The sequence below is a fragment of the Levilactobacillus suantsaii genome (assembly GCF_014069315.1).
Classification (GTDB): Bacteria; Bacillota; Bacilli; order Lactobacillales; family Lactobacillaceae; genus Levilactobacillus; species Levilactobacillus suantsaii.
In genome coordinates, this window is sequence record NZ_CP059603.1 from 2,008,504 (window position 1) to 2,035,375 (window position 26,872).

The 26,872-nt window shown below is 51.1% G+C and carries 21 protein-coding genes, 2 pseudogenes and 1 riboswitch; of the genes and pseudogenes, 10 read left to right on the plus strand and 13 right to left on the minus strand.

The features are described from left to right. Nucleotides 1-1,533: a bifunctional phosphoribosylaminoimidazolecarboxamide formyltransferase/IMP cyclohydrolase gene (gene purH / locus H3M12_RS09310; protein WP_182150660.1), complete on the plus strand. Its 1,533-nt coding sequence runs from the start codon at nucleotides 1-3 to the stop codon at nucleotides 1,531-1,533. A gap of 85 nt (nucleotides 1,534-1,618) precedes the next feature. Here the strand turns inward: purH and H3M12_RS09315 are convergent, their stop codons facing one another. Next, nucleotides 1,619-2,425, minus strand: a complete 807-nt coding sequence (locus H3M12_RS09315) for an aldo/keto reductase (RefSeq protein ID WP_129032476.1) — start codon at nucleotides 2,423-2,425, stop codon at nucleotides 1,619-1,621. A 542-nt stretch (nucleotides 2,426-2,967) separates the two neighbouring features. Between H3M12_RS09315 and H3M12_RS09320 the strand changes: the two genes are divergently transcribed. After that, on the plus strand, nucleotides 2,968-4,152 hold the full coding sequence (locus H3M12_RS09320) for a metallophosphoesterase family protein (protein WP_129032477.1): 1,185 nt from the start codon (nucleotides 2,968-2,970) through the stop codon (nucleotides 4,150-4,152). Between the two features lie 3 nt (nucleotides 4,153-4,155). After that, entirely contained in the window at nucleotides 4,156-7,338 is a 3,183-nt protein-coding gene (locus H3M12_RS09325) for an SbcC/MukB-like Walker B domain-containing protein (protein ID WP_129032478.1), read from the plus strand. A 99-nt stretch (nucleotides 7,339-7,437) separates the two neighbouring features. Here the strand turns inward: H3M12_RS09325 and H3M12_RS09330 are convergent, their stop codons facing one another. The 4 genes from H3M12_RS09330 to H3M12_RS09345 all read right to left on the minus strand — a co-directional run bounded on the left by H3M12_RS09330 (nucleotide 7,438) and on the right by H3M12_RS09345 (nucleotide 12,188). After that, nucleotides 7,438-8,691 (minus strand): homoserine dehydrogenase, encoded by a 1,254-nt coding sequence (locus H3M12_RS09330; protein WP_182150661.1) that lies wholly within the window; start codon nucleotides 8,689-8,691, stop codon nucleotides 7,438-7,440. Between the two features lie 25 nt (nucleotides 8,692-8,716). Continuing rightward, on the minus strand, nucleotides 8,717-10,003 hold the full coding sequence (locus tag H3M12_RS09335) for an O-acetylhomoserine aminocarboxypropyltransferase/cysteine synthase family protein (RefSeq protein ID WP_182150662.1): 1,287 nt from the start codon (nucleotides 10,001-10,003) through the stop codon (nucleotides 8,717-8,719). 3 nt (nucleotides 10,004-10,006) lie between these two features. Further along, nucleotides 10,007-10,876, minus strand: a complete 870-nt coding sequence (locus H3M12_RS09340) for a homoserine O-acetyltransferase/O-succinyltransferase family protein (RefSeq protein ID WP_129032481.1) — start codon at nucleotides 10,874-10,876, stop codon at nucleotides 10,007-10,009. A 442-nt stretch (nucleotides 10,877-11,318) separates the two neighbouring features. Next, a complete protein-coding gene (locus tag H3M12_RS09345) occupies nucleotides 11,319-12,188 on the minus strand; it encodes an alpha/beta hydrolase (protein ID WP_129032482.1) in 870 nt (289 codons plus the stop codon). Between the two features lie 301 nt (nucleotides 12,189-12,489). Between H3M12_RS09345 and H3M12_RS09350 the strand changes: the two genes are divergently transcribed. Both H3M12_RS09350 and H3M12_RS09355 read left to right on the plus strand, forming a co-directional pair. Then, a complete protein-coding gene (locus tag H3M12_RS09350) occupies nucleotides 12,490-13,011 on the plus strand; it encodes a VanZ family protein (protein ID WP_129032483.1) in 522 nt (173 codons plus the stop codon). 171 nt (nucleotides 13,012-13,182) lie between these two features. Beyond that, a complete protein-coding gene (locus H3M12_RS09355) occupies nucleotides 13,183-14,448 on the plus strand; it encodes an oxidoreductase (protein ID WP_129032484.1) in 1,266 nt (421 codons plus the stop codon). Between the two features lie 90 nt (nucleotides 14,449-14,538). Here H3M12_RS09355 and H3M12_RS09360 read toward each other — a convergent pair whose 3' ends face one another. Next, entirely contained in the window at nucleotides 14,539-14,892 is a 354-nt protein-coding gene (locus tag H3M12_RS09360; RefSeq protein WP_129032485.1) for a hypothetical protein, read from the minus strand. Continuing rightward, nucleotides 14,849-15,775 (minus strand): DUF389 domain-containing protein, encoded by a 927-nt coding sequence (locus tag H3M12_RS09365; protein ID WP_129032486.1) that lies wholly within the window; start codon nucleotides 15,773-15,775, stop codon nucleotides 14,849-14,851. The genes H3M12_RS09360 and H3M12_RS09365 overlap by 44 nt, the downstream gene beginning before the upstream one ends. Nucleotides 15,776-15,911: 136 nt before the next feature. Between H3M12_RS09365 and H3M12_RS09370 the strand changes: the two are divergent. From H3M12_RS09370 to H3M12_RS12925, 3 genes and pseudogenes are all read left to right on the plus strand, one after another. Further along, nucleotides 15,912-16,961 (plus strand): annotated as a pseudogene (locus tag H3M12_RS09370) (AI-2E family transporter). Between the two features lie 273 nt (nucleotides 16,962-17,234). Next, a pseudogene (locus H3M12_RS13085) lies at nucleotides 17,235-17,993 on the plus strand (MFS transporter); the annotation flags it as partial. Between the two features lie 124 nt (nucleotides 17,994-18,117). Further along, complete coding sequence (locus H3M12_RS12925; protein WP_233449173.1) at nucleotides 18,118-18,519, plus strand: MFS transporter; 402 nt, start codon at nucleotides 18,118-18,120, stop codon at nucleotides 18,517-18,519. 76 nt (nucleotides 18,520-18,595) lie between these two features. Here H3M12_RS12925 and H3M12_RS09380 read toward each other — a convergent pair whose 3' ends face one another. Continuing rightward, nucleotides 18,596-19,027 (minus strand): GtrA family protein, encoded by a 432-nt coding sequence (locus H3M12_RS09380; RefSeq protein ID WP_129032487.1) that lies wholly within the window; start codon nucleotides 19,025-19,027, stop codon nucleotides 18,596-18,598. A gap of 331 nt (nucleotides 19,028-19,358) precedes the next feature. Here H3M12_RS09380 and H3M12_RS09385 point away from each other — a divergent pair, with 331 nt between their 5' ends. Beyond that, entirely contained in the window at nucleotides 19,359-20,126 is a 768-nt protein-coding gene (locus H3M12_RS09385) for a potassium channel family protein (RefSeq protein ID WP_129032488.1), read from the plus strand. Nucleotides 20,127-20,199: 73 nt separating this feature from the next. Here H3M12_RS09385 and H3M12_RS09390 read toward each other — a convergent pair whose 3' ends face one another. The 5 genes from H3M12_RS09390 to H3M12_RS09410 all read right to left on the minus strand — a co-directional run bounded on the left by H3M12_RS09390 (nucleotide 20,200) and on the right by H3M12_RS09410 (nucleotide 24,920). Next, a complete protein-coding gene (locus H3M12_RS09390; protein WP_129032489.1) occupies nucleotides 20,200-20,757 on the minus strand; it encodes a folate family ECF transporter S component in 558 nt (185 codons plus the stop codon). A gap of 24 nt (nucleotides 20,758-20,781) precedes the next feature. Further along, nucleotides 20,782-20,879, minus strand: a riboswitch (THF riboswitch). Between the two features lie 129 nt (nucleotides 20,880-21,008). Further along, nucleotides 21,009-21,875 carry a DegV family protein gene (locus H3M12_RS09395; RefSeq protein WP_129032490.1) on the minus strand — a complete coding sequence of 289 codons (867 nt, stop codon included), beginning with the start codon at nucleotides 21,873-21,875 and terminating at the stop codon, nucleotides 21,009-21,011. 61 nt (nucleotides 21,876-21,936) lie between these two features. After that, on the minus strand, nucleotides 21,937-23,184 hold the full coding sequence (locus tag H3M12_RS09400) for an MFS transporter (protein ID WP_182150663.1): 1,248 nt from the start codon (nucleotides 23,182-23,184) through the stop codon (nucleotides 21,937-21,939). After that, nucleotides 23,171-24,460, minus strand: coding sequence for an alkaline phosphatase family protein (locus tag H3M12_RS09405; RefSeq protein ID WP_233449174.1), 1,290 nt, complete (start codon nucleotides 24,458-24,460; stop codon nucleotides 23,171-23,173). Before H3M12_RS09405 ends, H3M12_RS09400 begins: the two co-directional genes overlap by 14 nt. Nucleotides 24,461-24,488: 28 nt before the next feature. Then, on the minus strand, nucleotides 24,489-24,920 hold the full coding sequence (locus H3M12_RS09410; protein WP_129032492.1) for a MarR family winged helix-turn-helix transcriptional regulator: 432 nt from the start codon (nucleotides 24,918-24,920) through the stop codon (nucleotides 24,489-24,491). A 177-nt stretch (nucleotides 24,921-25,097) separates the two neighbouring features. Between H3M12_RS09410 and H3M12_RS09415 the strand changes: the two genes are divergently transcribed. After that, nucleotides 25,098-26,828: an NFACT RNA binding domain-containing protein gene (locus H3M12_RS09415; protein ID WP_129032493.1), complete on the plus strand. Its 1,731-nt coding sequence runs from the start codon at nucleotides 25,098-25,100 to the stop codon at nucleotides 26,826-26,828. Nucleotides 26,829-26,872 lie beyond the last annotated feature (44 nt).

Here is a 26,872-nt window from a genome sequence, read left to right on the forward strand (position 1 = left end):
ATGCGTCGTGCGTTACTTAGCGTTTCTGATAAAACTGGATTAGTCGATTTTGCCCGAACCTTGCTGGCTCAAGACTTTGAATTAGTTTCCACCGGTGGCACCCAGGCCGTCTTAGCTGCCGCCAACGTCCCGGTCACACCCATTGAAGCCGTGACGCACTTTCCCGAAATGCTGGATGGCCGCGTTAAAACGCTGAATCCGTTAGTCTTCGGCGGAATTTTAGCGAAACGTGACAACGTTGAGCACCAACAAACCTTAAAAGACCACAACATTACCCCTATCGACCTGGTTTGTGTCAATCTATATCCCTTCGCCCAGACCATTCAGGACCCGGACGTCACTCTCGCCGAAGCTGTGGAACAAATCGATATCGGCGGACCGTCACTAATTCGGGCTGCGGCCAAGAACTACCCGGACGTCTTGGTGGTCTGTGACCCCGACGATTATCAGCCGGTCGGTCAAGCGTTACAAACCCATAACGATGACATCGCGTTTCGGAAACGGCTAGCTGCCAAGGTCTTCCAACACACGGCCCAATACGATGCGCTGATTGCGACCTACTTAACTGATGATGATACCGCGACGGACCAACTAACTTTGACCTACCAGAAAGAACAGTCCTTGCGCTACGGGGAGAACCCGCAACAAGCCGCCACGCTTTTTCGCGACCCCTCCCCAGTACCCTTCTCCATTCCGGCAGCCAAGCAGCTCCACGGGAAACCGCTCTCCTTTAACAACTTAAAGGACGCCGATGCGGCGCTGGGGTTGATTCGCGAATTCGACCGGCCAACCGTGATCGCCTTGAAGCACATGAATCCCTGTGGTGTGGGCTCGGCGGATGACCTTGAAACGGCTTGGGATAAATGCTACGCCGGAGACACGATGTCCATCTTTGGCGGCATCATCGTGTTGAACCGGCCCGTTGATTTGGCGACGGCGCAAAAGATGCACCAGCTTTTCTTAAAAATCATTATTGCCCCCGGTTTTGACGATGATGCCTACGCTGTTCTGGCCAAAAAGAAAAATCTACGTCTGTTAACGGTCGACTTCACCCACGCCAAGGACCCGGAAGCCCCAGAATACGTGAGCGTGCGTGGCGGTCTGTTACAGCAGGAACGCGATCACGTGATTGATGACCTGGCTAACTTCACCGTCCCTAGTCAGGCCCAACCCACAGCCGAACAACTCGCCGCGATTCAGTTTGGCTTGAAGGCCATTAAATTCGTTAAGAGTAACGCCATTCTGGTCAACACCACCAGTCAAACGCTCGGCGTCGGTCCCGGGCAGATGAATCGGATTGACGCGTTAAAGATTGCCGTCACTAAGGCCGAGGGTAAAGCAGGTTATGACCATAGCGTCTTGGTCTCCGACGCCTTTTTCCCCATGGATGACTGCGTCGAATACGCTGCGGAACACGGAATTCACGTGATTGCCGAACCTGGTGGGAGTATTCGTGATAAAGACTCCATCGCCATGGCCGACAAACACGGCGTCGCCTTAGTCTTTACCGGTCACTGGCACTTCCGCCACTAACTGGTATACCTTTTGACAAGATAAAACGCCCCCGACAAATTAAGGTCGGGGGCGTTATTTTGGGCTTCATTTTAAATCAAATTTATTAATCGTAATTCAGGTGCTTATCCTGGTCTAAGGCGTTGATGGCTTTGATTTCATCAGCGGTTAGTTCAAAATCAAAGATGTCGAAGTTTTCCCGGACCCGAGCGGCCTTCGAAGACTTCGGGAAGACCACGAAGCCGGTGTCGACTTGCCAACGTAAGACGACTTGCGCCGGTGTTTTCTCGTGGGCTTTAGCAATCTTCGTGATGGTCTCGTCTTCCAGAATCATGTGCCCATGACCGATTGGGGAGTAGCCTTCGTTAACGATGTCGTTATCCTGGTCAAATTGGCCCAAGTCGGCTTGAACCTTGTAAGGGTGTCGTTCGATTTGGTTGACCATCGGCTTAACCTTAGCGACGTCAAAGAGTTGTTGGAGCTGGTCCTTGGAAAAGTTCGAAACGCCAATCGCCCGGACCTTCTTTTGATCGTAAAGGGTTTCTAAGGCGTGCCAAGTCTCTAACGTTAAGTCAAAGTCCTTTTCATTGGGCCAGTGAATCAGGTAGAGGTCCAAGTAATCGAGTTGTAAGTCCTTTAATGTCTGGTCAAAAGCGGCCAGCGTCTTGTCGTAGCCTTGATCGGCATTCCAGACCTTGGACGTGATAAATAAATCTTTGCGGTCGACGTCAGCTTTTTTGAGGGCTGCCCCGACTTCGGCTTCGTTGCCGTAGATGTGGGCACAATCAAAGTGCCGGTACCCGGCATCTAATGCCGTTTGCAGAGATTCCGGAACATCTTGGTTGTCAATCTGATACGTCCCAAACCCTAAAACGGGGATGGTGACGCCATTGCTTAACTGTGCAGTTTGCATGTGATGACCTCACTTTTTTAGTAGTTACGTTTTCTCATCTTAACAGACTAGTAAAACGTCCATTTGACTGACACTGCTGGTACTTTGAAGCTGATGAAGCGGTGCCAATCTCTATGACCATCATACCTTGTCATCGTCCTGGCGGCAACTGATTGACCCTTTAAAGGAAGTTGCCCGCTAATGATGTGAGGTGGAAATCGTCCACTAGAACTGGTTTGAGACCGACAATTAAAACTTATGATGAATTAAAAAGTTAAAACTTTAGTGGTTAAACGTCAGCAGGTGTCATCCTAGAGGATTATGCTGAAAGTCAGAGTAAGCCATACTGGGAACGTAAAAATAAACCATTGGAACTTTACAATTTGCTATTCTCAAATCAGGTTTACTTTTGTGATTCTTTCCACTCTACGCTGTTCCCGGGCGAATTTTCTAATAATTAAGACATTAATTGTTATTTTCAGGATTTCGATAACGAACATTTGTTCGAAGAACGTGAGATGTGGCATAATAGACCTTAACCAGACTAACAAGGAGGACTTCCCATGAAATTATTACATACGGCCGATTGGCATATCGGGCGGACGCTCAACGGTTACTCACTATTGGCTGAACAAGAACAAGCCTTTCAACAAATCTTACAAATTGCCCTGGATGAGCACGTGGATGGTATCGTGGTCGCCGGCGACCTGTACGATCGCGCCGTTCCCAATACCGACGCCGTGACCGCGTTGGACCACATGTTTCGCGCGATTAATATTGAGCATCAACTTCCGATTTACGCCATTTCGGGAAATCATGACGGGGCTAAACGCCTGAACTACGGCCGTGAATGGTTAGCCAATACCGGGTTTCATTTGAACACATTATTAGAAGAAGCCTTTACGCCCATCGAAACGGCGAGCACGCAAATCTTCTTACTGCCGTTCTTTGATCCCATGGATGCTCGAGTCTATTACAGTCACCAAGGCATGTCCGAAGACCAAACTAAGGCCATCCACACGATTAACGATGCTATGCAATTGGTTATCGCCGATTTGGTCAAATTATTTGACCCGCAGAAACGCCATCTGCTAGTTACCCACTTTGCTGTAACCGCCAGTGCCGATGATGAGTTGGACCTGACCAGCGAAACCACGTCCAAGGTCGGTGGCTTGGCCAGTCTTCCTGCTAGTCTGTTCGAAGCCTTTGATTACGTCATGCTGGGCCACATCCACACCCGGTTAGCTTCTCCGATGAAAGATAAAATCCGTTACGCCGGGAGTCCAGTCAAATTCAACGTGAAGGAAGCCAATCCCAAATTTCACGGAAAAGGTGTGGAAATCGTTGACATCACCGCCGACCACATCACCCACACCTTCAAGCCCATCACGCCCCACACGGACTTAATTGCGTTAAAGGCCCCTTGGAAAACGTTAACGGATCCCGAGTATTACCATCAACAGCCCTGCAACCAAGCTTGGTTTGCTATCACGATTGAAGACTTTGACCGTAGCCAACACCTAAACGTCAGAGCCGAGTTGCAAAAAATATATGGGACCGTTGTGGAACTCGACTACGCCGACACCCAAGCTAAGCCGATTGACCACCCAGAAACGGCCACGCCCGGCACCCTCAGTCCCGACGATTTAGTCGGTCAGTTCTTTCACGCGGTCACCGGTCACGACCTATCCCAGCCACAGCAGCGATTAGTCGACAATATCTTCATCGACTTGAGTCAGGAGGAATAATCTATGAAACCCGTTTACTTAAAAATGACTTACTTTGGCCCCTACCAAGAAGCGGCCATTGACTTTCGCCAGCTCGAAGAGGCCCCCATCTTTCTAATTGGTGGCGATACCGGGGCCGGCAAATCGACCATCTTTGATGCCATGACCTACGCGCTATTTGGCAGCACCACTAATGACGGTGCGGACGGCCGCGGGGCTAAGGAACTGCGCAGTCAATTTGCCCCTGCTGATCAGGCCACGACCATCACCTTTTATTTCGAGCAAGGAAACCAACTCTATAAAATCACTCGGTCTCCGGAGCAATCGTTAGCCAAGAAAAGGGGGAACGGTACGACCAAAAAGAACGCGACCGCCACGTTGGCGACCATGACCACCGTTGGCGGGACGGAAACGGCCAGCATCGCGGCTAAACCCGCCGACGTGGGCCCGGAAATCATGTCAATTTTAAATTTGAATGCCGATCAATTTAAAAAGATTATCCTGTTGCCGCAAAACGACTTCTCGGAATTTTTGAAGGCCAAGACAACGGACAAAGAGCGCATCTTAAAGAAAATCTTTGGGACCCAGTTGTACACGGACTTTACCGCCAAACTGAAGGAACGGTATGACGCGGCCAGCCAGACCGGTCAACAGTTCACCAACCAATTAACGGCTCAACTCACAGCGGCAACGTGGACGCCCACCGAACAAGACCAGCTACAGCAAGCCGCGGCGCCGGAACAACCTGCCCTGCTGAAAGCTTTCGTTACGCAACGGCAACAAACGTTAACCAAGGTAACGGCTAACGCGCAAACCAATCAACAAGCGCTCGACCACGCCACCGCGGCTTACCAACAAGGTCGCGATATCGACCAGAAATTCAAACGTCTCGCAACGACTAAGGCGGACTATCAGCAAAAAATCACGGCACAAAAGCCACAAATTGCTGCCCAAGAAGCGCAATTGTCCAAGTTACGCTGGGCCGCTACGCTCAGCGATACGGTTAGGGATTATCAGCAGGCCCAAGCCGACCAACAACACCTTAAACAGGCCCAAACGGCCGCCCAAACAGCTGCCGTCCAGGCCAACGACCGGGTCGAACAAGCCCAACAAACGCAAAAAAAGTTGACGGATCAAGCCGCCGATTTTGACCAGCAACAGCACCGGGTCGACCAATTGATCACCCTCATCCCCCAGGCCCAAAAAGTCGAAGATCTGACGACGCAGGTAGCTCAGCTCCAACCAACGGTAACCCAAGCCCAAAAACAATATACTGACCAGAAGGCCCAAATTGATACTTTAGCCGCGACCATTACCCAACAACGAGCTGCTTTAGCGCCAGTAGATGAGTTACGGACAACTAAAGATCACCTCACGCAGCAACGCTCCCAAGCCGTGGATACCCTGACCCCCCTGTTTAACCAGCAACAAACGACTCGCGCCACGGTCAAACGGCTTCAGGCGGATTATGACCAAGCTCAAACGGCTCAGCAAGACCGTCAAAATCAATTGACGGCCGCACAAACTGACTTTCAAACCCAAAAGGGTCGGCGACAAGACCTGATGATTGCCCAACTTCAACAGGAATTGGTCAACGGTGAACCTTGCGTGGTCTGTGGCTCTTTGGACCATTCGCATATGCAGCCCCACGTAGCGGCCAGTGAGACCGAGTTGAAAGCGGCCATGACAGCGGTCGATGCATCGCAAAACACCCTGGCGGCGGCGCAAAAGAGTGTTGCCAACGGTCAAGAGCAGATTCAAAAATTACAGACAGAACTGGCTACTGCGCAACAGGACCAAACAACGGCGACCACCCAACTAACCACACAGTACCAACAATTACGTCAGAACACGAGCTTAATCAGCTTACCCCAAACAGCTGAGCTGAAGACGATTAAAGCGGCGTTTGACCAGCAATTGCAAACGGCCACGACCGAGTTGAAACAAGCCGAAAAAGCTGCCCAAACCGTCCAAGCCTTGGAAACGCAACTGACCACCAAGCGTGACGACTTAAATGCAGCGCAAGTCACCTTAGCGCAACAGCAGGCAACCTTGAAAGGGAAACAAAGTGACCTGCAAGCCGCCCAGAAAGTCTTACCAAGTGATGCGGGATCCAGCGCACAATTGGCCCAAGAAAAAACGCAATTGACGCAAGCAATCGCGACCTACACGGCAACTAGCCAAAAGGCGACGACTGAAACCCATCAAGCTCAGCTGGACCAATCGACGACTACGACCAAACTTGAAGACTTGAATCAACAATTGACGGCCAAGCAACACCAGGTCACGGCGTTAAATGATAGCCTCACCGCGGCGCTTAACGCCATGACGGCCCCCACCCAGGACCTCGCTACGTTGCAGCAGTGGTTAGCAGACATCGCTGATGGGACCATGGATCACCTGCAGACCACCATTACCAGTTATCACCGTGACGCCCAGAACCTCACGGCGACGATTGAGGCCCTGGAGTCTGAGTTGTCCGACCAAACGATCCCAGATCTAGCGGCGTTAAAAGCTACCCTGGCCACCCAACAAGCGCAACGTGACGAGCTGATCCGAGAGCAAGCCAACGCCACGACCGCTGCCAAAACGGCACAAGCTAGCTACCAGCAAATCCAGCAGATTTTACGTGACCAAGGTGACTTCGCCAAACGATTTGCCGAGTTGACGGGATTATACAATATCGTCACGGGAAAAGATGGCAACGATCAGAAGTTGAAACTTGAAACCTACGTGGTTCAGAACTACCTCCAACGGGTCTTGACCTACGCCAACGAGCACTTCATCAACCTACTGTCTAATAACCGTTACACGTTTGAACTCGCTGCCAAAGTCGCCGACCACCGGACCGACCACGGACTCGATATTTACGTCTTCGATAACGAAACGGGCCATTCCCGTTCAGCCGACACGCTGTCCGGTGGGGAGACCTTCATTGCGGCGCTGTCCATCGCGCTATCGCTCAGTGAAGTCGTGCAGTCCTCAGCCAACGGGGTTCAAATCGATGCCCTCTTCGTCGACGAAGGCTTTGGGTCTTTGGATGATGAGACTTTGGAAAAGGCCATGCAGGCACTTGAGACCATCGGTGAAAACCGGATGGTGGGCGTCATCAGCCATATCGAATCCATGAAACGCACGATTGGCCAACAGGTCTTGATACAAAAATTAGGCGATGGCCGTAGCCAAGTCAAACTCATTAGTAAGTAGATTACTTTCCCACAATAATAAAATTTGCACGAAAAAGCTCGCTTAACCATCATTGGCACGGTTAAGCGAGCTTTGTTTCTAAAAGGGAGCAGTTTAAATTTAGCTTTTAACGGCGACTGGCCAGGCCACAGTCCCCGCGATGGGCACCAGTTGAATGGAATCACTGGCCTGAAGTGCTTGACATTGTTCCGCTGTTAAGCGACTGGTCCGATACCCCCCGTCAGGTAGCGGTTGAATGGTGAACTGGCCGTCCGTTGCCCAGCGAAATAAAATATCGCCAGGGAGGTCGCTGAATAAGAGGTACTCCTGCGGTAAGGCGGCTAAATTGATGATCGGCAAAGGGTCGGTAGTTACACCAGTGATAGCGGTCCCCCGGGTCCCCTCGCGGAAGCGTTGGGCGGCCACTAAGACGTCATTCAACACGCTGTTGGCCGTGGCGGTACTGCCGGCACCCGGACCAGCGTAGAGGCTTTCGCCAATAGCTTGGCTTTGAATCGCCACCCCGTTTTGGACCCCATCGATGCGACTTAAGGCATGGGTCGAATCCAAAGCGACCGGCGCCACCCGACAGTAAAGGTGGTGCGCCTGACGTTGGGCCTGGGCAAGCAATTTGATGGTCCACCCCGACTTGGCTGCGGCTTGGCACTGGTCCGCCGTTAACGTTGTGATACCTCTTGGCGCAATTTGGGCTTGAGTCACCTGTTGGCCAAACGCTAAGCGGGTCAAAATCATCAGCTTATACGTGGTGTCTAACCCGCCGACGTCATTCGTTGGGTCACTTTCCGCGTATCCGGCCGCCTGCGCCGCCGCTAATGCTCGGGGATAGGTCTGCCCCGTTTGGGTCATGGCACTAAGGATGTAGTTGGCCGTGCCATTCAAGATTCCCGTGACGGCTTGAATCGTGTCGGTCGCGTAGCTATCCGTCAAGGTCCTTAAGATGGGGATGCCCCCGGCAACGCTGGCTTCGTAAAACAAATCACAGCGATTACGGTGTGCCAAATCGATGAGGTCTTGGCCGGCCGTCGCAATTAAGTCCTTGTTGGCGGTGATCACCGATTTACCGTGTTCGAGCGCGGTCGTAATGGCCTGCTTGGCCGTGGTTACCGTGCCCATGACTTCGATGACCAGCTGAATCTGTGGGTCACTCACAACATCAGTTAATACCGTGGTCAACCGGGTACCTGCCGGTAATTTGGCTTGGCGCGGGGCGTGTAAGTGATGCACCGCCACCGTGGTCAATTCGAGGTGCAACCCATGAGTCTGTTCAATTTTGGCGGCCGCTTGGGTCAGCCGTTCGACGACCCCACTGCCGACGGTGCCAAACCCCAGCATGCCGATTTTAATGGTGGTCATCGCGTTTTCCCTCCTTTGGGTCACGTTAAATTTGGTCCAGGGCTTGTTTCAAGTCAGCAATCAAATCATCGACGTTTTCGACCCCGACAGAAATTCGAATCAAATCGGGAGTCACGCCCGCCGCTAACAGCTCCTGTTCACTGAGTTGGGCGTGAGTGGTTGAGGCCGGATGGATAATCAAGGACTTGGCATCCGCTACGTTGGCCAGAAGCGAGAACAAGTGAAGATGTTCAATCAAGTCCTTACCGGCTTTTTCGCCCCCTTTGAGGCCCAAGGTAAAGATGGACCCGACGCCTTTCGGGAAGTATTTCGTCGCTAAAGCGTGGTATTTACTGTCGGGTAATTCGGGGTAGTTGATCCAAGCAACCTTAGGGTGGTCATTTAAGAAGGCCACGATTTTCCGAGTGTTAGCGACGTGGCGTTCGACCCGTAAAGACAACGATTCGAGTCCTTGTAGCAGCAGGAAGGAGTTGAATGGGCTGATGGTGGCACCGGTGTCACGTAACGTTTCGGCCCGAACCTTGGTGGTGAAGGCGCCCCCACCTAAGTCGGCGAAGACTAAGCCGTTGTACTGGGGGTCCGGATTCGTGAATTCGGGGTACTTGCCACTGGCCTTCCAGTCGAACTTGCTGCCTTCGACGATGACCCCGCCCATGGTCGTGCCGTGACCACCGATGAACTTCGTGGCCGAATGGACGACCACATCAGCCCCGTGGTCAAGCGGTTTAACCAAGTACGGTGTGCCAAAGGTGTTATCAACGATCAAGATAATGTGGTGTTTGTGGGAGATGGCGCCGATAGCCTCGAAGTCGACCAAGTTGATGTCGGGGTTACCGATGCTTTCCACGTATAGGGCCTTAGTGTGTTCATTGATTTGGTCTTCAAAGTTCTGCGGATTGTCAGAGTCCACAAAATGGGTGGTGATGCCCAATTTCTTCAACGTAACGTTGAAGAGGTCATACGTCCCGCCATAGAGGGTCTTAGCCGAAACGATTTCGTCACCCTGTTGGGCCACGTTCAGGATAGCGGCGGTGATGGCAGCCGCCCCGGTAGCTAAGGTCACACCCCCGGTCCCATGTTCGAGGGCTGCGACCCGCTTGTCAACGACGTCCGTGGTCGGGTTGGTCAACCGGGTGTAGATGTTGCCGGCATCGGTCAAGGCAAATCGACCGGCGGCTTGCTTGGCGTCCTTAAAGACGTACGAAGTCGTTTGGTAAATCGGGACTGCGCGGGCGCCGGTCTCATCGACCGTTTGGCCAGCGTGGACTTGTAACGTTTCAAAGTGGTAGTTTTCTGGGTTAGATTTTGTCATAATTTAAAGACTCGCTTTCGTTAAGTTTAGTGTGGTTAACCAATTTTGATACAATTGCCGACTGGCGTGGGCCCAGCTGTAATCGACCTGGTCTAAATCAGAATCGGCAAAGTAATGCTGCGGTAAGGTGACCGGTAGCCGCTTTTGTTTGTCGCGGAAGTATTCTTTAGCCAGTGTGTTGGCCGCGTATTCTGGGTGACCGGTCACGTAAACGGCATGTTGCGTCGCAGATGTCAGGACCAGAGGCCCGACTTCATCGTTTTGGGCCACGACGTTCAATCCATCCGGTAACGTTGCCGGCAAATCCAGGCCGGTATGCCGCGATTGGGGCATCTTCAATAAACCACTGGCACTTAGCCCCTTGATCAAGCGGGAGCGGTTGTCAGTTGTCGTGGCGGTGTACACCCCCGTAATCTTGTGGGGCAATAACCGTTTGGCCACATCGAACTGCGCGTAAAGCCCAGCCTGAGCCGCCCAACATTCAAACAACGTTTGAGTCACGTGTCGTTGGGCCCAGTCGATGATGGCCAAAAACTCATGCCAGTAGTCTACCTGTTCAAACGGGAGTTGCTCGACCGGTGCTCCGGTAACGATCAAGCCGTCGAAGTGCTGATCAACGACCTGGTCGATGGACACATAAGCCTCGGCTACGGCTCGTTGCGAGTAAGTCTTAAAGTGGTGGCGCTTCGGGTACATGAAGGTCACCGCGACGTCATCGTCGACGGCTGAGAAGCGTTTCAGAAATTGCCGTTCCGTCTCCGCCTTCGTGGGCATCAGGTTTAAAATCAAAATTTGTAAGGGGTCACTGCGCAGAGAATCGTCGACCCACTGGTGTTGGGCCTTTAACAGGCCGTTCGTTGCCACAACTGTCATCTGATAACTTCCTTTCCGTCGAAAATAAAAAAGCCTTCGTTCGCCAGTTCCTAATTTAATCATTAGAAACTAACGGATGAAGGCTTTCGCGTTACCACCGTATTTCGTTACTACCTCGCGATAGCAACCTCGACAAGTACCCCCAGCTGGGGAGACTCCGCGAGATATCGGTCGCACCCGCACCCGTAGCCGTTAGACCCGGGTCATGACTCCAAGCTCATCTTCGTGGTATCACCGATTGCTTCTCTCACCAGGTCCAAGCTCTCTTTAAAATCGGGGATGTCACTACTCTTCTCTTCAACGTCTTTAATCACTTTTTAATTTAGAACTAATCTAACACCGGAATTTGCCACCGTCAACCCATTTATCAAAAAAATTATAGTGACGGGACTTCGTCAACGAAGCGCAATCATTGTGGGGCTTGCGTTGTTCCACGATTCTGTTACGGCCATAAAAATTTCAGAAGTAATTGGTCGACTTGCTGGTTGTCGTGTAACCGACTATGTTGGGCATTGGCCCCCATGATTTTGCGGACCTGATATGATTTGGCCCGCTTTTGAACTAATAACCGCAACGAGCGTGACGAGGCGTTGCTGACTCGTCCGTCTGAACGGGTCTTGTCGTTTAATTCCCCATAAATATTGAGTACGGCGACTTGCCGCGGAAAATAGGCGCGCCGAGCCGCTAACCGCCGGTAATCATTAGGTGGTGTCTGAAGTCGTCTGGATTGGTCTCGCGTTTGTTGCTGGCTAGTATCGTTACCTCCGAGAACACCATTAAAGTTACCGGCAATGGCGACCCATTTTTGGGGCCGGGGCATTTGGCGGTCAGTGTTTCGTTTTAATAAGTAGGTCAGTAGGGTGATATTCCCCATGGAATGCCCCACCAGGTTGAATTTTTGAATATGGTAAGTCCGGGCCAGACCGGTAATGACCTTTTGCGCCCAATTAGCCGTGACTTGATAATCCGTATTGCGGTTATCCTTGAACTCGACCGCGACTAACGGGTGGTAATCGCCTCGTTTGAAATGTCCCTGCCAGATGACCCGACCGGTCTTAGTCACGGTGGCGTGCACGACTGTTCGGGTCACGCCAGCGGCTGTTGCCGCATGGATCATCTGCATCTCAGCGCTAGCGTGGCTCCCGTAGCCATGAAAAAATAAGGTTGGGATATACCGGGCGCCGGTTTTAGCGGTGATGCTAGTCGATGTGGCAGGTTTCGCCGGTTGCGAAAATTGACCACATCCCCCTAACAGTATCACTAACCCCAATAGCCCCAGTAAGCAATCAGTGATATGTCGATGTCGTCTCATATTGGATGTCCCCCTATCTCCGCGCCTAGTATACGACTAGCCGAAAAAATCATGGGTAACAATGACTTTGATTGCTCAGTTACTTAGCGAGCTGGGACCTTATGGCTCTTACCTAGCCCAATAATTATCAAGTAGCCAATTAATCGATAGATACAAATAATTCACCTTGCGTTTTTATTAAAGGCCCAAAGAAACCGTAAAGACCAGGGCTTTCCCCTAGGCGGATCCCCAGTGATGCGGTATGCTAATCCCAGATTAAGTTACCCGCTGATCTCAACGTATACACATTGGAGGTGGTTCAATGCGCTGGGAACCGTTACTCATTATTTTACTCATAGCCGGTTTGAGTGGCTTGTTCGTGTTGACCACAACCGTTAACCGGTCGCATCGTTGGTTGGCCTTAGTGAGTCTAAGCTACTTGACGGGGTTAGCCGCTATCGTCTTTACGCCGTTATCCTTTACGGGGACGGCCGTTTACATCATGCCACCGGGTCTAGGACGCGTGAACCTCACCGCTCTAGACATCATGAATCTAGGATTTGCTGAAAACATCTTGTTGACCCTTCCGCTAGGCGTGTTAGTTAAACGGCTCTGGGCCCAGTTGCCATTGCTTGGCGTGGCCTTGTTTGGCTTTGTTGCCAGTGGCAGCATCGAAGTTGGTCAATATCTCTTGTCGCACCACTGGCTCATCAACCGTAGTAGCGACATCAACGACGTGGTCGCCAATACCCTGGGGGTAATCCTAGGCGGCTTGATTGGCGCTAGTTACCTCGCTATCAAGCGGCATACCCGCCGAAAATTACGCCTGGCACAGGCCAGTTAAGTTTTTGATTGACGCCTAAAAAGCCCCCGGTCCAGTTCCTTGGCTACGGAAACTGGACCGGGGGCTTTTTGTGGCACACCAAAGTTCCTAAAAGTAATCGCTTACTTGTTTCTGAAAATTGTCTGCTTTACAATAGTAAGTGAAATAGTAAACAAAAAGGAGTTGCTCACGATGCCTAATTTAACTGATTCATTGACTTTCCGCCACGGCGCGACGGTGACCAATCGCTTTGTCCAAGCCCCTATGTTGACCAACAGTGGTGAAGATGGCTACGTTACTGACGACACGTTGAATTACTATCAAGCTCGTTCCAAAACTGGCGGGATGATCATTTCCGAGTACATGTACGTCACTGAAAACGGGGGGCCGGCCATGACTTGGAAACGCGGTCGCGAACAATTAGCCGCCTACGATGATAAGTTCATGCCGCAATTAAAGAAATTGGCCCAAACCATGAAGCATTCCGGCAATAAAGCTATTATGCAGATTGCCCATACCGGTCGGGAAGCTAACTTCCGGGCGATGCAGGGCAAACAAGTTTACGCGCCGAGTGGCCTTGAAGACGGCGTTAAGTTCCCCTTCCTCGCTTACAAGGTCCATTCCTTATCTGACGACCAGATTCAAGCAATCATCGCTGATTTTGGTAAGGCCGCTCAACGCGCCATTGACGCGGGCTTTGATGGCGTCGAAATTCACGGCGCCAACCACTATCTCCTGCAGCAATTTGTATCCGCTTACTCTAACCGGCGAACAGACCACTGGGGCGGTTCCGTTGAAAAACGCATGAACTTTCCGTTGGCGGTGGTCAAGTCGGTGATGGATGTCGTGAAGAAGTCGGCGCCGAAGGACTTTATCGTTGGGTATCGAATTTCTCCAGAAGAGATTCACGGCGAGAATGTCGGCTACACTTGGCACGAAGCAACACAACTCATCAATCAAATCACCACGCAGTTCGACCTCGATTATATTCACCTTTCCATGTTGAACTACGCGGCTAAGCCGGGGGATGCCCTCCTCATGGATACCGAAAAAGCGGCGAGCAAGTTTAAAGATTCCGACAAACCATTTGCGACGCTCTTCAAGCCCTATTTAAATGGCGCTAAGGAAATCGTAGCTGGTAGTGTGACGTCTAAAGAAAAAGCCGAAGCCGCCCTCGCCTTAAGTGACCTGGTCGCGGTCGGTCGGGAGAACCTGATTGACCCGTTGTTTGCCGATAAGATTTTAACTGGCCATGCAGATCAAGTTGTGGACACTTTATCTGTTGATCAAGTCAAAAAGAGCCACTTAACGCCAGGGTTAATCGCCAACTTTTCGGCCTCTCAACCGGCGATGCCATTGGCCGGTGCCGATCAGATTCAATCACTACACCACGGTTTTGGTGGTTGGAGTGAAATGAAGTATCCTCAAAATAACGAAACTAACTCGACAGAAGACTAGTATCAAAAAGGACTTACCCACCGGTAAGTCCTTTTTGATGGCTGTGAAATTATGGGTAGCTAACCTTGGTTGGCCACCAGCCGGAATCAGTTAATCGTCCGTAAAGTAAACTGACGCTTTAATATCCAATTTGTCTGCCATTTTTTGAGTTTGTTTCTTGATGGTCTTTTGATCATCTTTCCCCTTTGAGGTCAGCTTAATCAAGACGGCAGCCTTATCGTTGTCATCACCTGCCAACTGCTTGACGGTCACCTTGTCAATCTTCTTGGGGTACTTCTTCTCCAGGCGTTCTTTGAGCTTTGGCAAGTCCTCATTCTTCTCGGCCGTACTCTCATCATCCTGCGAGTTGCTGGACTGAGTCTGGTCAATGTACTTCTTGAACGCGGTGACTGAAAGGTAGTTACCTTGGGATAATTGCTGAATCTTTAATTTTATAGTCCCCAAGTTTGTAGTCTGAAAGCTTCTTGTCCAGTGACTTAACTTCCGCTTTGTCGATGTGGTCACCGATAATAGCAAGCTTGATTTTCTTATCCGTAAAACTCTTATTGACCACATAGGTATCTGGCAACTCTTTGTTCAAGAAAGTCGTCAATTGGGCATCGTTGTAGAATCGTTTAACCAATTTGGACGCCGAAATAAGGCTGGGGACGATAATAACAAACGCAATCATCACAATGATGATTTGATCTTTAATGGGAATCGGATTGTCCCGAATCCGCCGAAAGTTAAAGATCAAAGTGCCAATCATCGTCGCTAACGCAATGAAGAACGAGTTGATCAAGAACAAATACCCGGCGCCAATTACAATCGACCAGTCCAACTGGCTAATGCCGTAACCGGTGGTACACAACGGTGGAATCAAGGCCGTAGCAATGGCGACCCCGGGCATGATATTGGCCGATTCCTTTTTGGCCGAACCAATGATCCCGGCGACCCCACCGAAGAAGGCTACCAGAACGTCCCAAATCGCGGGTTGCGTCCGGGACATCAGTTGATCACCCGCATCCTTAATGGGTGACAAGTAAAAGTAAAGCGTCGCGGCCACTAACCCGATGAGCGCCTCCACCAGGAAAATGGCAAACCCCTTTTTAATCAGCTTTTGATCCCGAATGCCAAAACCATACCCCATCCCAATAATGGGATCCATGATGGGCGAGACCAACATGGCCCCGACGATAACGGTGACGGAATCCATGTTTAAGCCAACACTCGCAATGATGATGGCGCAAAACAAAACGGCAAAGTTAATCCAACCGAAGTTCAGACTATCCCGAATGTTCTTATCAATAATTTTTGATTTGAGTAGTGATCCTTTTTCGACTTGCATAAGCAACCTCTTAACCAATCAATGTATGGTTTTATTATAGCAACTAATGGAAAATACTGGGTGCTTTTAGCTTAGTTGCAATCCCCCTGTCCGTGGCGTAAACTCAACTTATCACGTGCTTTGAGAGGATGTTTGGATGCTAACCACTTTGAAACGTGCCTGGCAAAATCCGCTATCGGCTTACTACCTGGCACTGGTCTTACTGCTCATCTTAGTGTGGGCTGCCCGCGACTTTTTATCGCTGGCGTTATTTACTATTATTTTTATCTACCTGGCTAATGCTGCCATCATGGGGTTCCAGAAACATTTACATCTGGGCCATTTATGGGCCACGTTGCTGGTTTACCTGTTGTTTTTGATTGTCTTAGTCGCCGCCTTTGCCCAATTGATTCCGCCACTAGTCCGCGAAATCAAGACGTTACCCGCGGCGGTCGACCAATTGATTCAAACCTACCCGCAACTGGAAACGTCGGCCAAGAAATTGGTCACGGATCTGACCCAAAATGCATCGGTTATCAGCAGTGGGAAAAAGTTGTTTACCTCGGGAATCGGTCAATTATCACGGCTGAGTTCCGGTGTTGAGACCATCGTCTTGGCCTTCTTCTTCAGTTTTATTTTCAACTTGACCAAGACGCAACTTCAACGGTTCGTCCACGCCTTTACCACCAGTCGCTTCGCTAAGTTATTCGTCCCGATGGGCGGCCTGGTGATGAGCTTCGTGCGTATCTTCGGCACGGTGATTGAAACCCAACTGATGATCTGCTCCATTAACACCGTTTTAATGGTCATTGGGCTATGGCTCTTAAGTATGCCAAACCTGTTGATCTTATGAATTATGGTCTTCTTCTTAGGCCTGATTCCGGTGGCCGGGGTCTTGATTTCCTTGATTCCTTTGGTCATCATCGCCTTTGCCACTGGTGGCTTGATTCGCTTATTGGAAGTCCTCTTGCTGGTCGTTTTGATTCACCTGTTTGAATCTTACTTCCTGCACCCCCGATTAATGGCCAACGCCACCAACCTGCCCATCTTTGTCACCTTTATTACCTTGATTGTCAGTGAACAGCTCTTCGGGGTTTGGGGCTTGATTGTCGGGGTGCCACTGGTGGCCTTCCTGCTACAAGTCTTCGACGTTCGCTTGGCAAGCGTCCGCCAGCATCCTAAATCCAAGATGGCACCGCGACCTTGAACTTTTTTGTCGAAGTGTGTAAACTGATTCTTAGAAACTAAAATATTGCTAAGGCGCGTGCCTCACTGGACGCACCAGCTTAAACTGCTAGAATCCGTGTTCTTCTTTGATACCTCCAATTCTAAGCTGCTTTGAACGTCTTTTGTGACGTCTAAACGCGACTTAGCCTTGGAGGTTGTTTTTTTGGAAAATTCAGTTGTTTCTACACGGACTAAATTAAGTATCGTGGGGACCGCCGGCTTAGCTTTTTGCGGGGTCCTAGTCGAAACGTCGATGAACGTGACCTTTCCGACGTTGAGTCGTCAATTTGGGACGACCATCAACGCGGTTCAATGGGTCACGACCGCCTATCTCTTAGCCGTTGCCTGCACCATGGTGATTGCGGCGGACTTACAACGACGCTTTAAATGGCAGCGCTTAACTACTCTAGGCGGAATTCTCTTTATCGTGGGGGATGTGCTGTGTGCGACTGCCCCCGCCCTTTGGCCTTTATTGGGTGGCCGGCTGATTCAAGGGGTGGCGACCGGATTAGTGATGCCGCTAGTCTTTACAATTATCATGCGGCAAGTGCCCCACGGCATTCAAGGCCGTTACGTCGGTACGGCCGGCATGGTCGTCGCGTTAGCACCTTCGCTGGGTCCAACATACGGCGGCTGGGCTACCCAGCAATTCGGTTGGCCGATCATCTTCTGGTTAGTCTTACCGATTGGTATCGTGATGTGGCTGATTGCGTTAAAAACCATTCAACAACCAAAAGCGACACCCCAAAACCTCTTCCCGTTACGGCAATTGATTATGATTATGTTCACGTTCGTGGGTTTGACCCTGGGGCTGAATAACGCGGGGACTGACGGCCTGTTGAGTGTTGCGGCCTTAGTTCCGTTGGTGATTGCCATCGTAGCCGTGTTTATCTTTATTCGGTTGTCTTTGCATCAACCTACAGCGTTAATCAATTTAAAAATCTTTACGAATCGTAATTTTGTCCTGTTACTCGGTATCTACTTTTTGATTCAGTTCGTTCAAATTGGGTTGACGTTCATTCTGCCAACGTACGCCCAACTGGTCACGCACCAAAGCGTCATGGCCTCAGGAATGACTACTGGTCGGGAGTCTAGCTTCGGCGATTCTGCAACCCTTTACGGGGCGGCTACTCGATATGGGGGCCAAGCGGAAACCCTTCTTGGTGGGAAGCTTGATTTTAGTTTTAGCCCTGCTTTCACTCACCCTACTGACCAGTCGCTTATCAGTGGCTTGGATGCTGAGTCTCTACTTGCTGTACATGATTGGGTTCTCACTGATCTTCAACAACGCCCTTACCTTGGCCCTCCAGCAGCTCCAGCCTAACCATATTGGTGACGGGAACGCGACGTTCAACACCTTACAGCAATACGCGGGGTCGCTAGGGACCGCCATTTCTTCGGCAATTCTAGCCGCGTTTAGTCACGGTGGGACCGTGATGACGCAGACCATCAACGGGACACGAGCCATCTTTATCATGATGCTGGTCTTCACGGTCTTGATTGGCCTGTTTAGTTGGCAACTACGAACCGACAATTAAATTGAACACACCATAGAAAAATCCGTGACGACTAACCCCTACTTGGTTCAGTCGTCACGGATTTTTATGCTGGTTCCTAATTTTTAGCCGCCGCCTTGGTTTTACGAAAGACAAACCACTTGCTAAAGAAGTAGTTGGCTAACACGACCACCACTTGGTCGACCAACTTGGTCAGCATAGCATCTTGCAGCAATACCGACACGCCTAGCCACATGATCCCCTCATCCATGACTAGCGTCGCCGCTCGAACGGAAAAGAATGACACCACTTCTCGCCCGAGGGACCCCAATGACGTGTAGTGTGAGTGAAAAACCCACACCCGGTTGGTCAGATAAGCAAATAAGACGGAAACGGCCCAAGCAATCGCCGTTCCAAGTTGGTAGTTCCAACCCCACAACGTCGCCGTGATGAAGAAAACCACCAAGTTGACTAAAGTCGTCAGGCCGCCAAAGATTAAGTAGGCAATGACGTCCTTGTACTGTGCGTATAATTGTGCGATGCGTCTCATGTGTATCCCCCTGAAATAAAATCCGGTCACTAGTATTCCACTTCCTGTTATAACCAACATTATAGGGAATGACAAGCAAAGTCCGCAGAACGCTAGAAAAATTTAACTCCTTGGGCCGGAAACCTTAGTGACTGGGTTTGGCTGAGTATTGGTTTTGTGGATGTTGCGGTAGTGGTGGTTTGGTTTTGATTATAAGTTAAAGTAATTAATTTAATTCTCCTGCTTTCTCTAACTCTTAAATTCCGGTTACGTTTAAGCATCCGAGCACCCCCCCTCGCCGTGAAAAAGCCTATATTATAGTTTAATTTGTCTGTAAAGGAGTCTTGCTCTGATGCGGTGTTCATCCCGCCGGCTGACCAGTTACCACTTGATGATGACGTTATTAATTCTTTGGTCCGTGCTCAATGCGTTACTGCTAACCTGTCACGTTGGCCATTGGCAGCTTGAATCACGACTTAATCACTTGCTCCTACTCATTTTTGCCGCCGATTATTTGCTACGCTTGATCCGAACCCCCGACCGTAAAACTTTTCTAATTCACTCTGCGTTCGACTTGCTGGGAATCATCCCAATGCACCCCATCTTTGCCGTTTTCCGGCTAGGACGATTAGTCCGCCTGGCGCTTTATCACCACTTATTTTGGCGGCTCGGCTTGGCTGGTAAATGGACCCACGCCTTTCATCGGTTTCTCTACGGTACTGGCTTCATCTATTTATTTTCCATTAGTATTGTGATCATCGTCTTGAGTGCCCTGCTATTCTCCGTTTCAGAACACCAGAGCTTGGCCGATTCGCTATGGTGGGCGGTCACGACGGCCACCACGGTCGGCTACGGCGACGATACGCCGCACACAGCCGTGGGTAAAATCGTCGCCACAGGGTTAATGTTTGGGGGCATCGGGTTCATTGGGCTATTGACCAGTACCATCACCGACTTCTTCACGCGGCAGCCGGCCGCACAAAACTCAGCGCCGGCTTTATCCCCGGATGAGACTCGGCAATTATTGCAAAAGCTAGACCACTTAACGCAACAGGTCGACCAATTGCAAACTGAGGTCAAACGGTTAGCGCACCAATCCGCTACTCACCACTCTAAGTAAACTAGCTGGGCCCCACTTTTACCCACTAAAAACGCGGCTTCCTCACTTTCGAGGAAACCGCGTCAGTTGAATTTTATGATTGACTAGTCGTTCGGTGCAAGCGCCCTTCGATGGTTTGAATCACGGGCGCCTTCAGCAACCCATAAATCAACACGATTTGAATCGGCGTCGTGATGGCTTGCTTCAACAAGCGGACCGGTAAAATCCCCCAGATGGGGGTGTGGTACATGATGACCAACCACAGCGAGTTCAACATGATGTTCACAATTACCATAATCAACAGCTGCGCAACGATAATGCGCCACCATTTGACCGGTTTGCGATACAAAAAGAGCGCGTAAATCAACGATCCGATAATGGCGGAAAGCGTAAACCCGACAAAGTACGGACCACCCGTCATTAGGGTCCCCACGATATCGACTAACGCCGCTGTGAGCATCCCCCACCACGGGCCAAACCACTTGGCGAGTAATGCCACAATCAGAAAGGTAAAGCTAAACTTTAAAAACTGATTCCCCACCGAAAATCGACTGATCACGAGCTGTAACGCCATTAATAACCCCATCGTGACCATACTCAACGTGTCCAGCTTGGGGAGCTGGGTTCTTGCCATCGTCTTCAATTCAGACATCTCCTAAGGGAGTTGCCACATTCCTGCGGCCAATGCGGCCATAGGATCGCGGACCACTTGTCCTTCGTCCGGTGTTCACATTGCGTTCCACCGGCACTTAACGCCCTATCGCCTACTCCGTAAATTTAATTACGCTTTCCAGCATACCACACTTTCCGGTAGTTACTAGTAAAAATGCGTGACCGACGCAAATTTCGCAAATTAGCCACCAAAAAAGCCTGACCAATTGGTCAGGCTTTTCGCAGTTCAAATTAAGCGCGTTCGTAATCTTTGATCCAGGCCAAAGCCAGTGATTTTTCGCCCAAGTGCGCGCCGATCACGGGCCCAAAGTAGGACCGTTCGACCGGAATGTCGGGGTATTGCTGGGTAATTTTCGTTGCCCAGGCGGCCCCACCTTCGGCATCGTTGGCGTCAATAATCAGCGCCTTTAATGGGTAATCAACCTTAGCTTGCGCCTCGACGAACAACTCCTCCACCCGGGCTAACGCTTTCTTGCGCGAGCGAACCTTTTCAAAGGCCACAATTTCGTGGGTCGTATCATCAAAGGTCAACAATGGCTTGATGCGCAACACGCTACCAATAAAGGCCGACGCGTTGGATAACCGGCCACCGCGCACTAAGTTCTGTAAATCGTCCACCACGAAGTATTCGCCCATCGTCGACCGTAAGTCGTCTAAACGGGCAATAATCTCTTCGGGCGTGGCGCCCTTAGCCGCCATGCGGGCCGCTTCAATCGCTAAGTACCCCATCAACTTGACCGTAATCTGGGAGTCATAAGGAATCACCCGGATATTGTCAATCGTGGGGGCCAGCGTTTTCAACTGGTTCACAAACCCAGAAATCGTGCTGGCCAGGTGAATACTAATCACCGTATCGTACCCCTCTTCAGCCAACTGGTTGTAGAGGGTAATCATTTCGCCCAGGGGCGGTTGCGACGTGCTGGGGAACGACTTGGAATTACGTAACCAGTCATAAAATCCCTCAGTGGTAATATCAACGCCTTCATCGTAGGAACGGCCGTCAATGATCACCGGAATCGGAACGACGTGAATCTGATATCGTTTCGCCTCTTCTGCGGACAAATAGCTGGTACTATCGGTGACCACAGCAATCTTCATGTTCTTACACCTACTTTTACTTTCGTTTATCCCCTAGAATACCATAAAACCGTTGGCAGAACTAGGAATTGTCCGGCGCGAGTCGCGGCAACGCCCAAAAAATGACCAGGCCTACCAGGAAAAGTAGCGACAACGAAGCCGCCCCGATTCGCGACTGGCCAGTCAGTTGGGTGACCACCCCTACCAGGATTGGTCCTAAGACCGCCGAGAATTTACCTAAAATGTTATAAAAGCCGAAAAATTCGCTCGACTGTTGCTTCGGGACTAACCGACCGAAATACGACCGGGATAACGCTTGGATTCCGCCCTGACTGGTCCCCACTAAAATGGCGAGGAGCCAGAAATCGTCAACCGATTTCAAGTGTAGGGCGTCCAAACAAATCAATAAGTAGACCACAATGGCAATTAAGATTCCCGTGCGCGTACTGGTCTTTTGGGCTAACCAACCATAAAAGATCGAGCACGGAAACGCGACCAACTGGACCGCTAACAAGACCATAATCAACGTGGAACTGGTGATACCAATGTCCATCCCAATGGACGTTGCCATGGTAAAGATGGTATCGACCCCGTCGATGTAGCAGAAGTACGCCACTAAAAACCAGGCCAACCCCCGGTGCTGCCGCAAGTGGGCAATGGTCTGCCAGACCCGGTGCCAGCTTTGTTTCAATGGCGCGTGGGTTGCTGAGAGCGCGTGGCGTTGATGCACGTTACGGGCCAACGGAATAAGAAAGATGGCCCACCAAATCGCGGCTAAGGCAAACCCGTAGCGGGCGACCGCCAGACTACCCAAGTGACCGAAGCCGTGAGTCAGTGCAAGGACCATGAAGAGGATGAAGGCTAAAACGCCCCCAAGATAGCCAAAACCATACCCCACACTGGATAATTGGTCCATTTGGTCGTTGTCACTCACGTCGGTCAAAAAACTGTCGTAAAACAGATTCCCACCGGAATAGCCCAGCACGGATAAGACGTAGAGCACCAGGAGCCACTGCCACTGACTAGGCGGTAATAAGGCCAGACCCAACGTCATGACCATCCCCAGCGTGGTAAAACTCAGCAATAGGCGTTTCTTAAACCCGGGATAGTCGGCCAAGGCCCCTAAGAACGGTGCGAGGATGGCCACCAATAACGTTCCAAAACTGTTTGAGTAGCCCCAAAATGCCGTGGCATTGGCCGCACTGACCCCGCTGGTCTGGGCCACGCTTTTGAAGTAGATGGGTAAAATTGCGGTGGTCACGATAATGCCGTACCCAGAGTTAGCCCAGTCGTAGAAGACCCAGCTCCACTGCTCCTTAGTCAGCTTCATGGTGGTCCTCCTTAAAGGCTTCAGTCAAGACTTTTCCGGGTAAGGGCTCTGGAAAGTGAACCCCCAGTAAGCGCGCAAACGTAGGCGCCTCATCAATCAGTGCCGCGTCGTCGATGACCTGGTTAGACTTGATGGCGGGTCCCGCTAAAACCAAGGTGGTATGGTAATTCGGCTTCAACGGGTCGTACCCGTGGACCCCGTGGTAGCGGTCCGGTTGCCCCAGACTGTCTGGGTCGACGGCTTCAACCACCGCCGGCCGTTGCGTCTCGTCGGTAAAGTAATACCCTGCTTCGGCTTCGACCAGCCACTGACAGTGCGGGTCGGCGCCGCGCTTTGCGGCCTGCTTGCCCGTCAAAACGGCTTCGACCCCCGGGGTGTCTTCCAGGAGTTGCTTTAAAGCCTGCGTGTCGGCAAAATTGCGCGTGTACACGTAGGTACAGCCATCACAGGATTTGGCCCATACGTGCCAGTCACTGCGCACGGCACCGTCCTGCGTGGGCGTCAACCAGCCGCGTTGCGCAAAGGCCTGGTTCAAATGAATCATGTGGTCGACGTTGATTTGGTAGTGGTCGCCTAAAATCGCAAAGTTGGTACTACTAAAGGTCCCCGCCGCGATTGTGGCGTCGATGAGCTTGCCGACCCGGGTGTCCAGCCGTTTTAACGCGGCCATGGCTTCGGTCGAGCGGACCCCGTAACGGTGCCGCATACTGTCCATGTCGACTAAATGAATCAGCGTCAGTTGTGGACACTTGTTGTACAAGGTATCGACCGCACAAGCGGTGATAAAGTCGTCCAGTTCAGGCTGTTGAATCCCCCGGCGTAAATGACCGTATTTCTGGTTCATGCGGAACAGGAAAGCCGGACTGCTGGCCTTTAACGAGACCAGGACCTGGTTCGTCCAAATCCGATTGGGAAAGATTTCTGCTAAATTATAAGTAATGCGGCTCCCCGCCGTGATCGGCCACAAGAACGCGGCCGTCTTCTTATGTTGCCGTCGCACCAAATCATACAGTGTCGGCACTTTGACGTCGCGTTGGTACCAGTACCAATCTGGCGACTTGCGTTGGGGCTGCATTTTGGTGTTGTTCACGATGCCGTGCTTGCGCGGGTATTGTCCCGTAATGATCGTCGTATGGGACGGGTAGGTCAACGTTGGGTAAATACCCTGCACGCGTCTGACCCGGGTTCCCGTCACCACTAAGCGGCGTAAATTAGGCAACTCGTCGAGATGGTCGTCGAGGTCTCGACTGCCCAGTGCGTCTAAAGAAATGACCACTAATCGCTGTTGAATATGCCTTCACTCCTCACTTCAGAGACATGGTCCGTTGCCGTTCCATGCTTTTTGCCAATCGATTCAATAAGATCTGTAAGAGGTTGCGCTCATCAGCTGACCAGTGTTCAAAGACTTGGTCCGCCAACGCGTCGAACGCGCTGTTGATTTCGGCTGCCGTGGCCGTTCCAATCGCGGTGATGCTATACACCAGCTGTCGTTTATCCCGACCCACAGCTTCCTTAGTTACCATGTCCTTAGCAACTAGACCTTTTAACTGACGACTTAACGTCGACGTATCCAACCGCGTCTGCTGCGCCAACACTTCTTGGGTGTTGGCCCCGCTACCAATTTGGTCAAGCAACTGCCACTCCGAAACCGTTAAGTGGTGTTGCTTGACCATTTGGCGTAATAAGGGTTGTTGGGACTTAGTCACCGTCATCAATGCTGCGAGACTTGATTTCATGTCACCCTCACTTCCTTTGTTTGCATTATACAATGACTTTGTTGGCTATCACAAGTATTAACTCACGCGGTCTTTGGGCAAGGAAACTTCTTTGCGCTTTCAGGTGAGAATCGTTATACTTTGTTATGTATGCTTTTTTACGTCTGACTTAAATTCTAACCAGAAAGGTGTGACTCGATGTCCTTTGATGGGTCTTTCACTCACGCAATGGTCCACGAATTAGAACAAACCGTGGCGACCGGCCGCGTCAGCAAAATCAATCAGCCTTACGCTAACGAAGTGGTCCTGACCATCCGGGCCAATGGGCATAACTACCCGATTCTACTGTCCGCTAACCCGACGTACGCCCGCATCCAGGTCACCGAGATTCCGTACGTGAATCCCGCAGTCCCGACCAACTACACCATGATCCTTCGGAAATATCTCCAGGGGGCCATCTTAAAGGGCGTCACCCAGGCCGCTAATGACCGGGTCGTACACCTCCACTTTACGTCCCGCAATGAATTGGGTGACCAACAAGAACTCCTGCTCATCATCGAAATCATGGCACGACACAGTAACGTTATTTTAGTTGAACAAAGTAGTGGAAAAATCCTTGATGCTATCAAACACGTGGGGTCCGATCAGAACCGTTACCGGCTTCTGCTTCCAGGGGCGCAATACATCACGCCGCCCAAACAGGACCTCGATAACCCGTTCAACGGTCCACGAGCCGATTTGACGCAAACCGTCAAGGACTACCCGAATCAGGAAGTCCTTGCCCAAACGTTGCAACACCAATATCAAGGATTGGGCAAAGATACCGCAGCGGCCTTAGCCGCGACGCTTCACGAAACTGGGGACTTGGCGCAACACTTCCAGGCCTTCTTCGCCCAGTTCGACGCGCCACAACCGACGCTAGCCGAGTTACCCAACGGGAAGACCAACTTCACGGCCTTCCCGTACCCGGACACGACGACTAACCAAAGCTTGCCGACCCTGAGCCAGCTATTAGATACCTATTACCAAGATAAGGCCGAACGTGACCGGGTCCAGCAACAAGGTAGCGTCTTGATTCGCGTGGTTCGCAACGAACTGAAGAAAAACCGAAATAAACTCAAGAAGCTACAACGGACCCTCGACGCGACCGAAAATGCCGACGAGTACCGTATCAAGGGTGAAATTTTAACGACTTACCTGTATAAGCTCTCACGGGGGGCCACCACGGTCACCTTACCTAACTTCTACGACAACGAAAAGCACTTAAAGATTGCATTGTCCAATCAACTCTCGCCAAACCAAAACGCCCAAAAGTACTTCAAGCGTTACCAAAAAGAGAAAAACGCGGTCAGTTACGTGACCACGCAAATCAAACAGACCCAAGCCAACGTGGACTATTTCACCAACATCATGGCCCAAATCGAGTTGGCTGCGCCTAAGGACCTGACCGATATTCGCTTGGAGCTCCAACAAGGCGGCTACCTACGCGACCACGACCACCAGCGTAAGGCAAAAGCCAAGGCCAAAAAACGCCGCAAACAACGCATCAGCCAACCAGACCGCTTCACGGCGAGCGATGGCACCCGTATCTCCGTGGGGAAAAACAACCTGCAAAACGACAAGTTGTCCCTACACACCGCCAAGCGGACCGATATTTGGTTGCACGTGAAAGACATCCCCGGGTCTCACGTAATCATTCACGCCGCGAATCCGAGCGAGCAGACGACTTTAGAAGCTGCCAATTTAGCCGCCTATTATTCGAAAGCCCGCGACTCCAGTACCGTCCCCGTGGATTACGTGCCGGTCAAACGCCTACACAAGCCTAACGGGGCCAAACCCGGATTCGTGATCTTCACCGGGCAAAAAACGGTCTTCGTCACGCCGGAAAGTGATCTGGTCGACCAACTGGCCGCAAATAACCCAAAATAAGTTTCTGACAGTTTAAAAATGGGACCCCCAACGCCGCTTGGTTG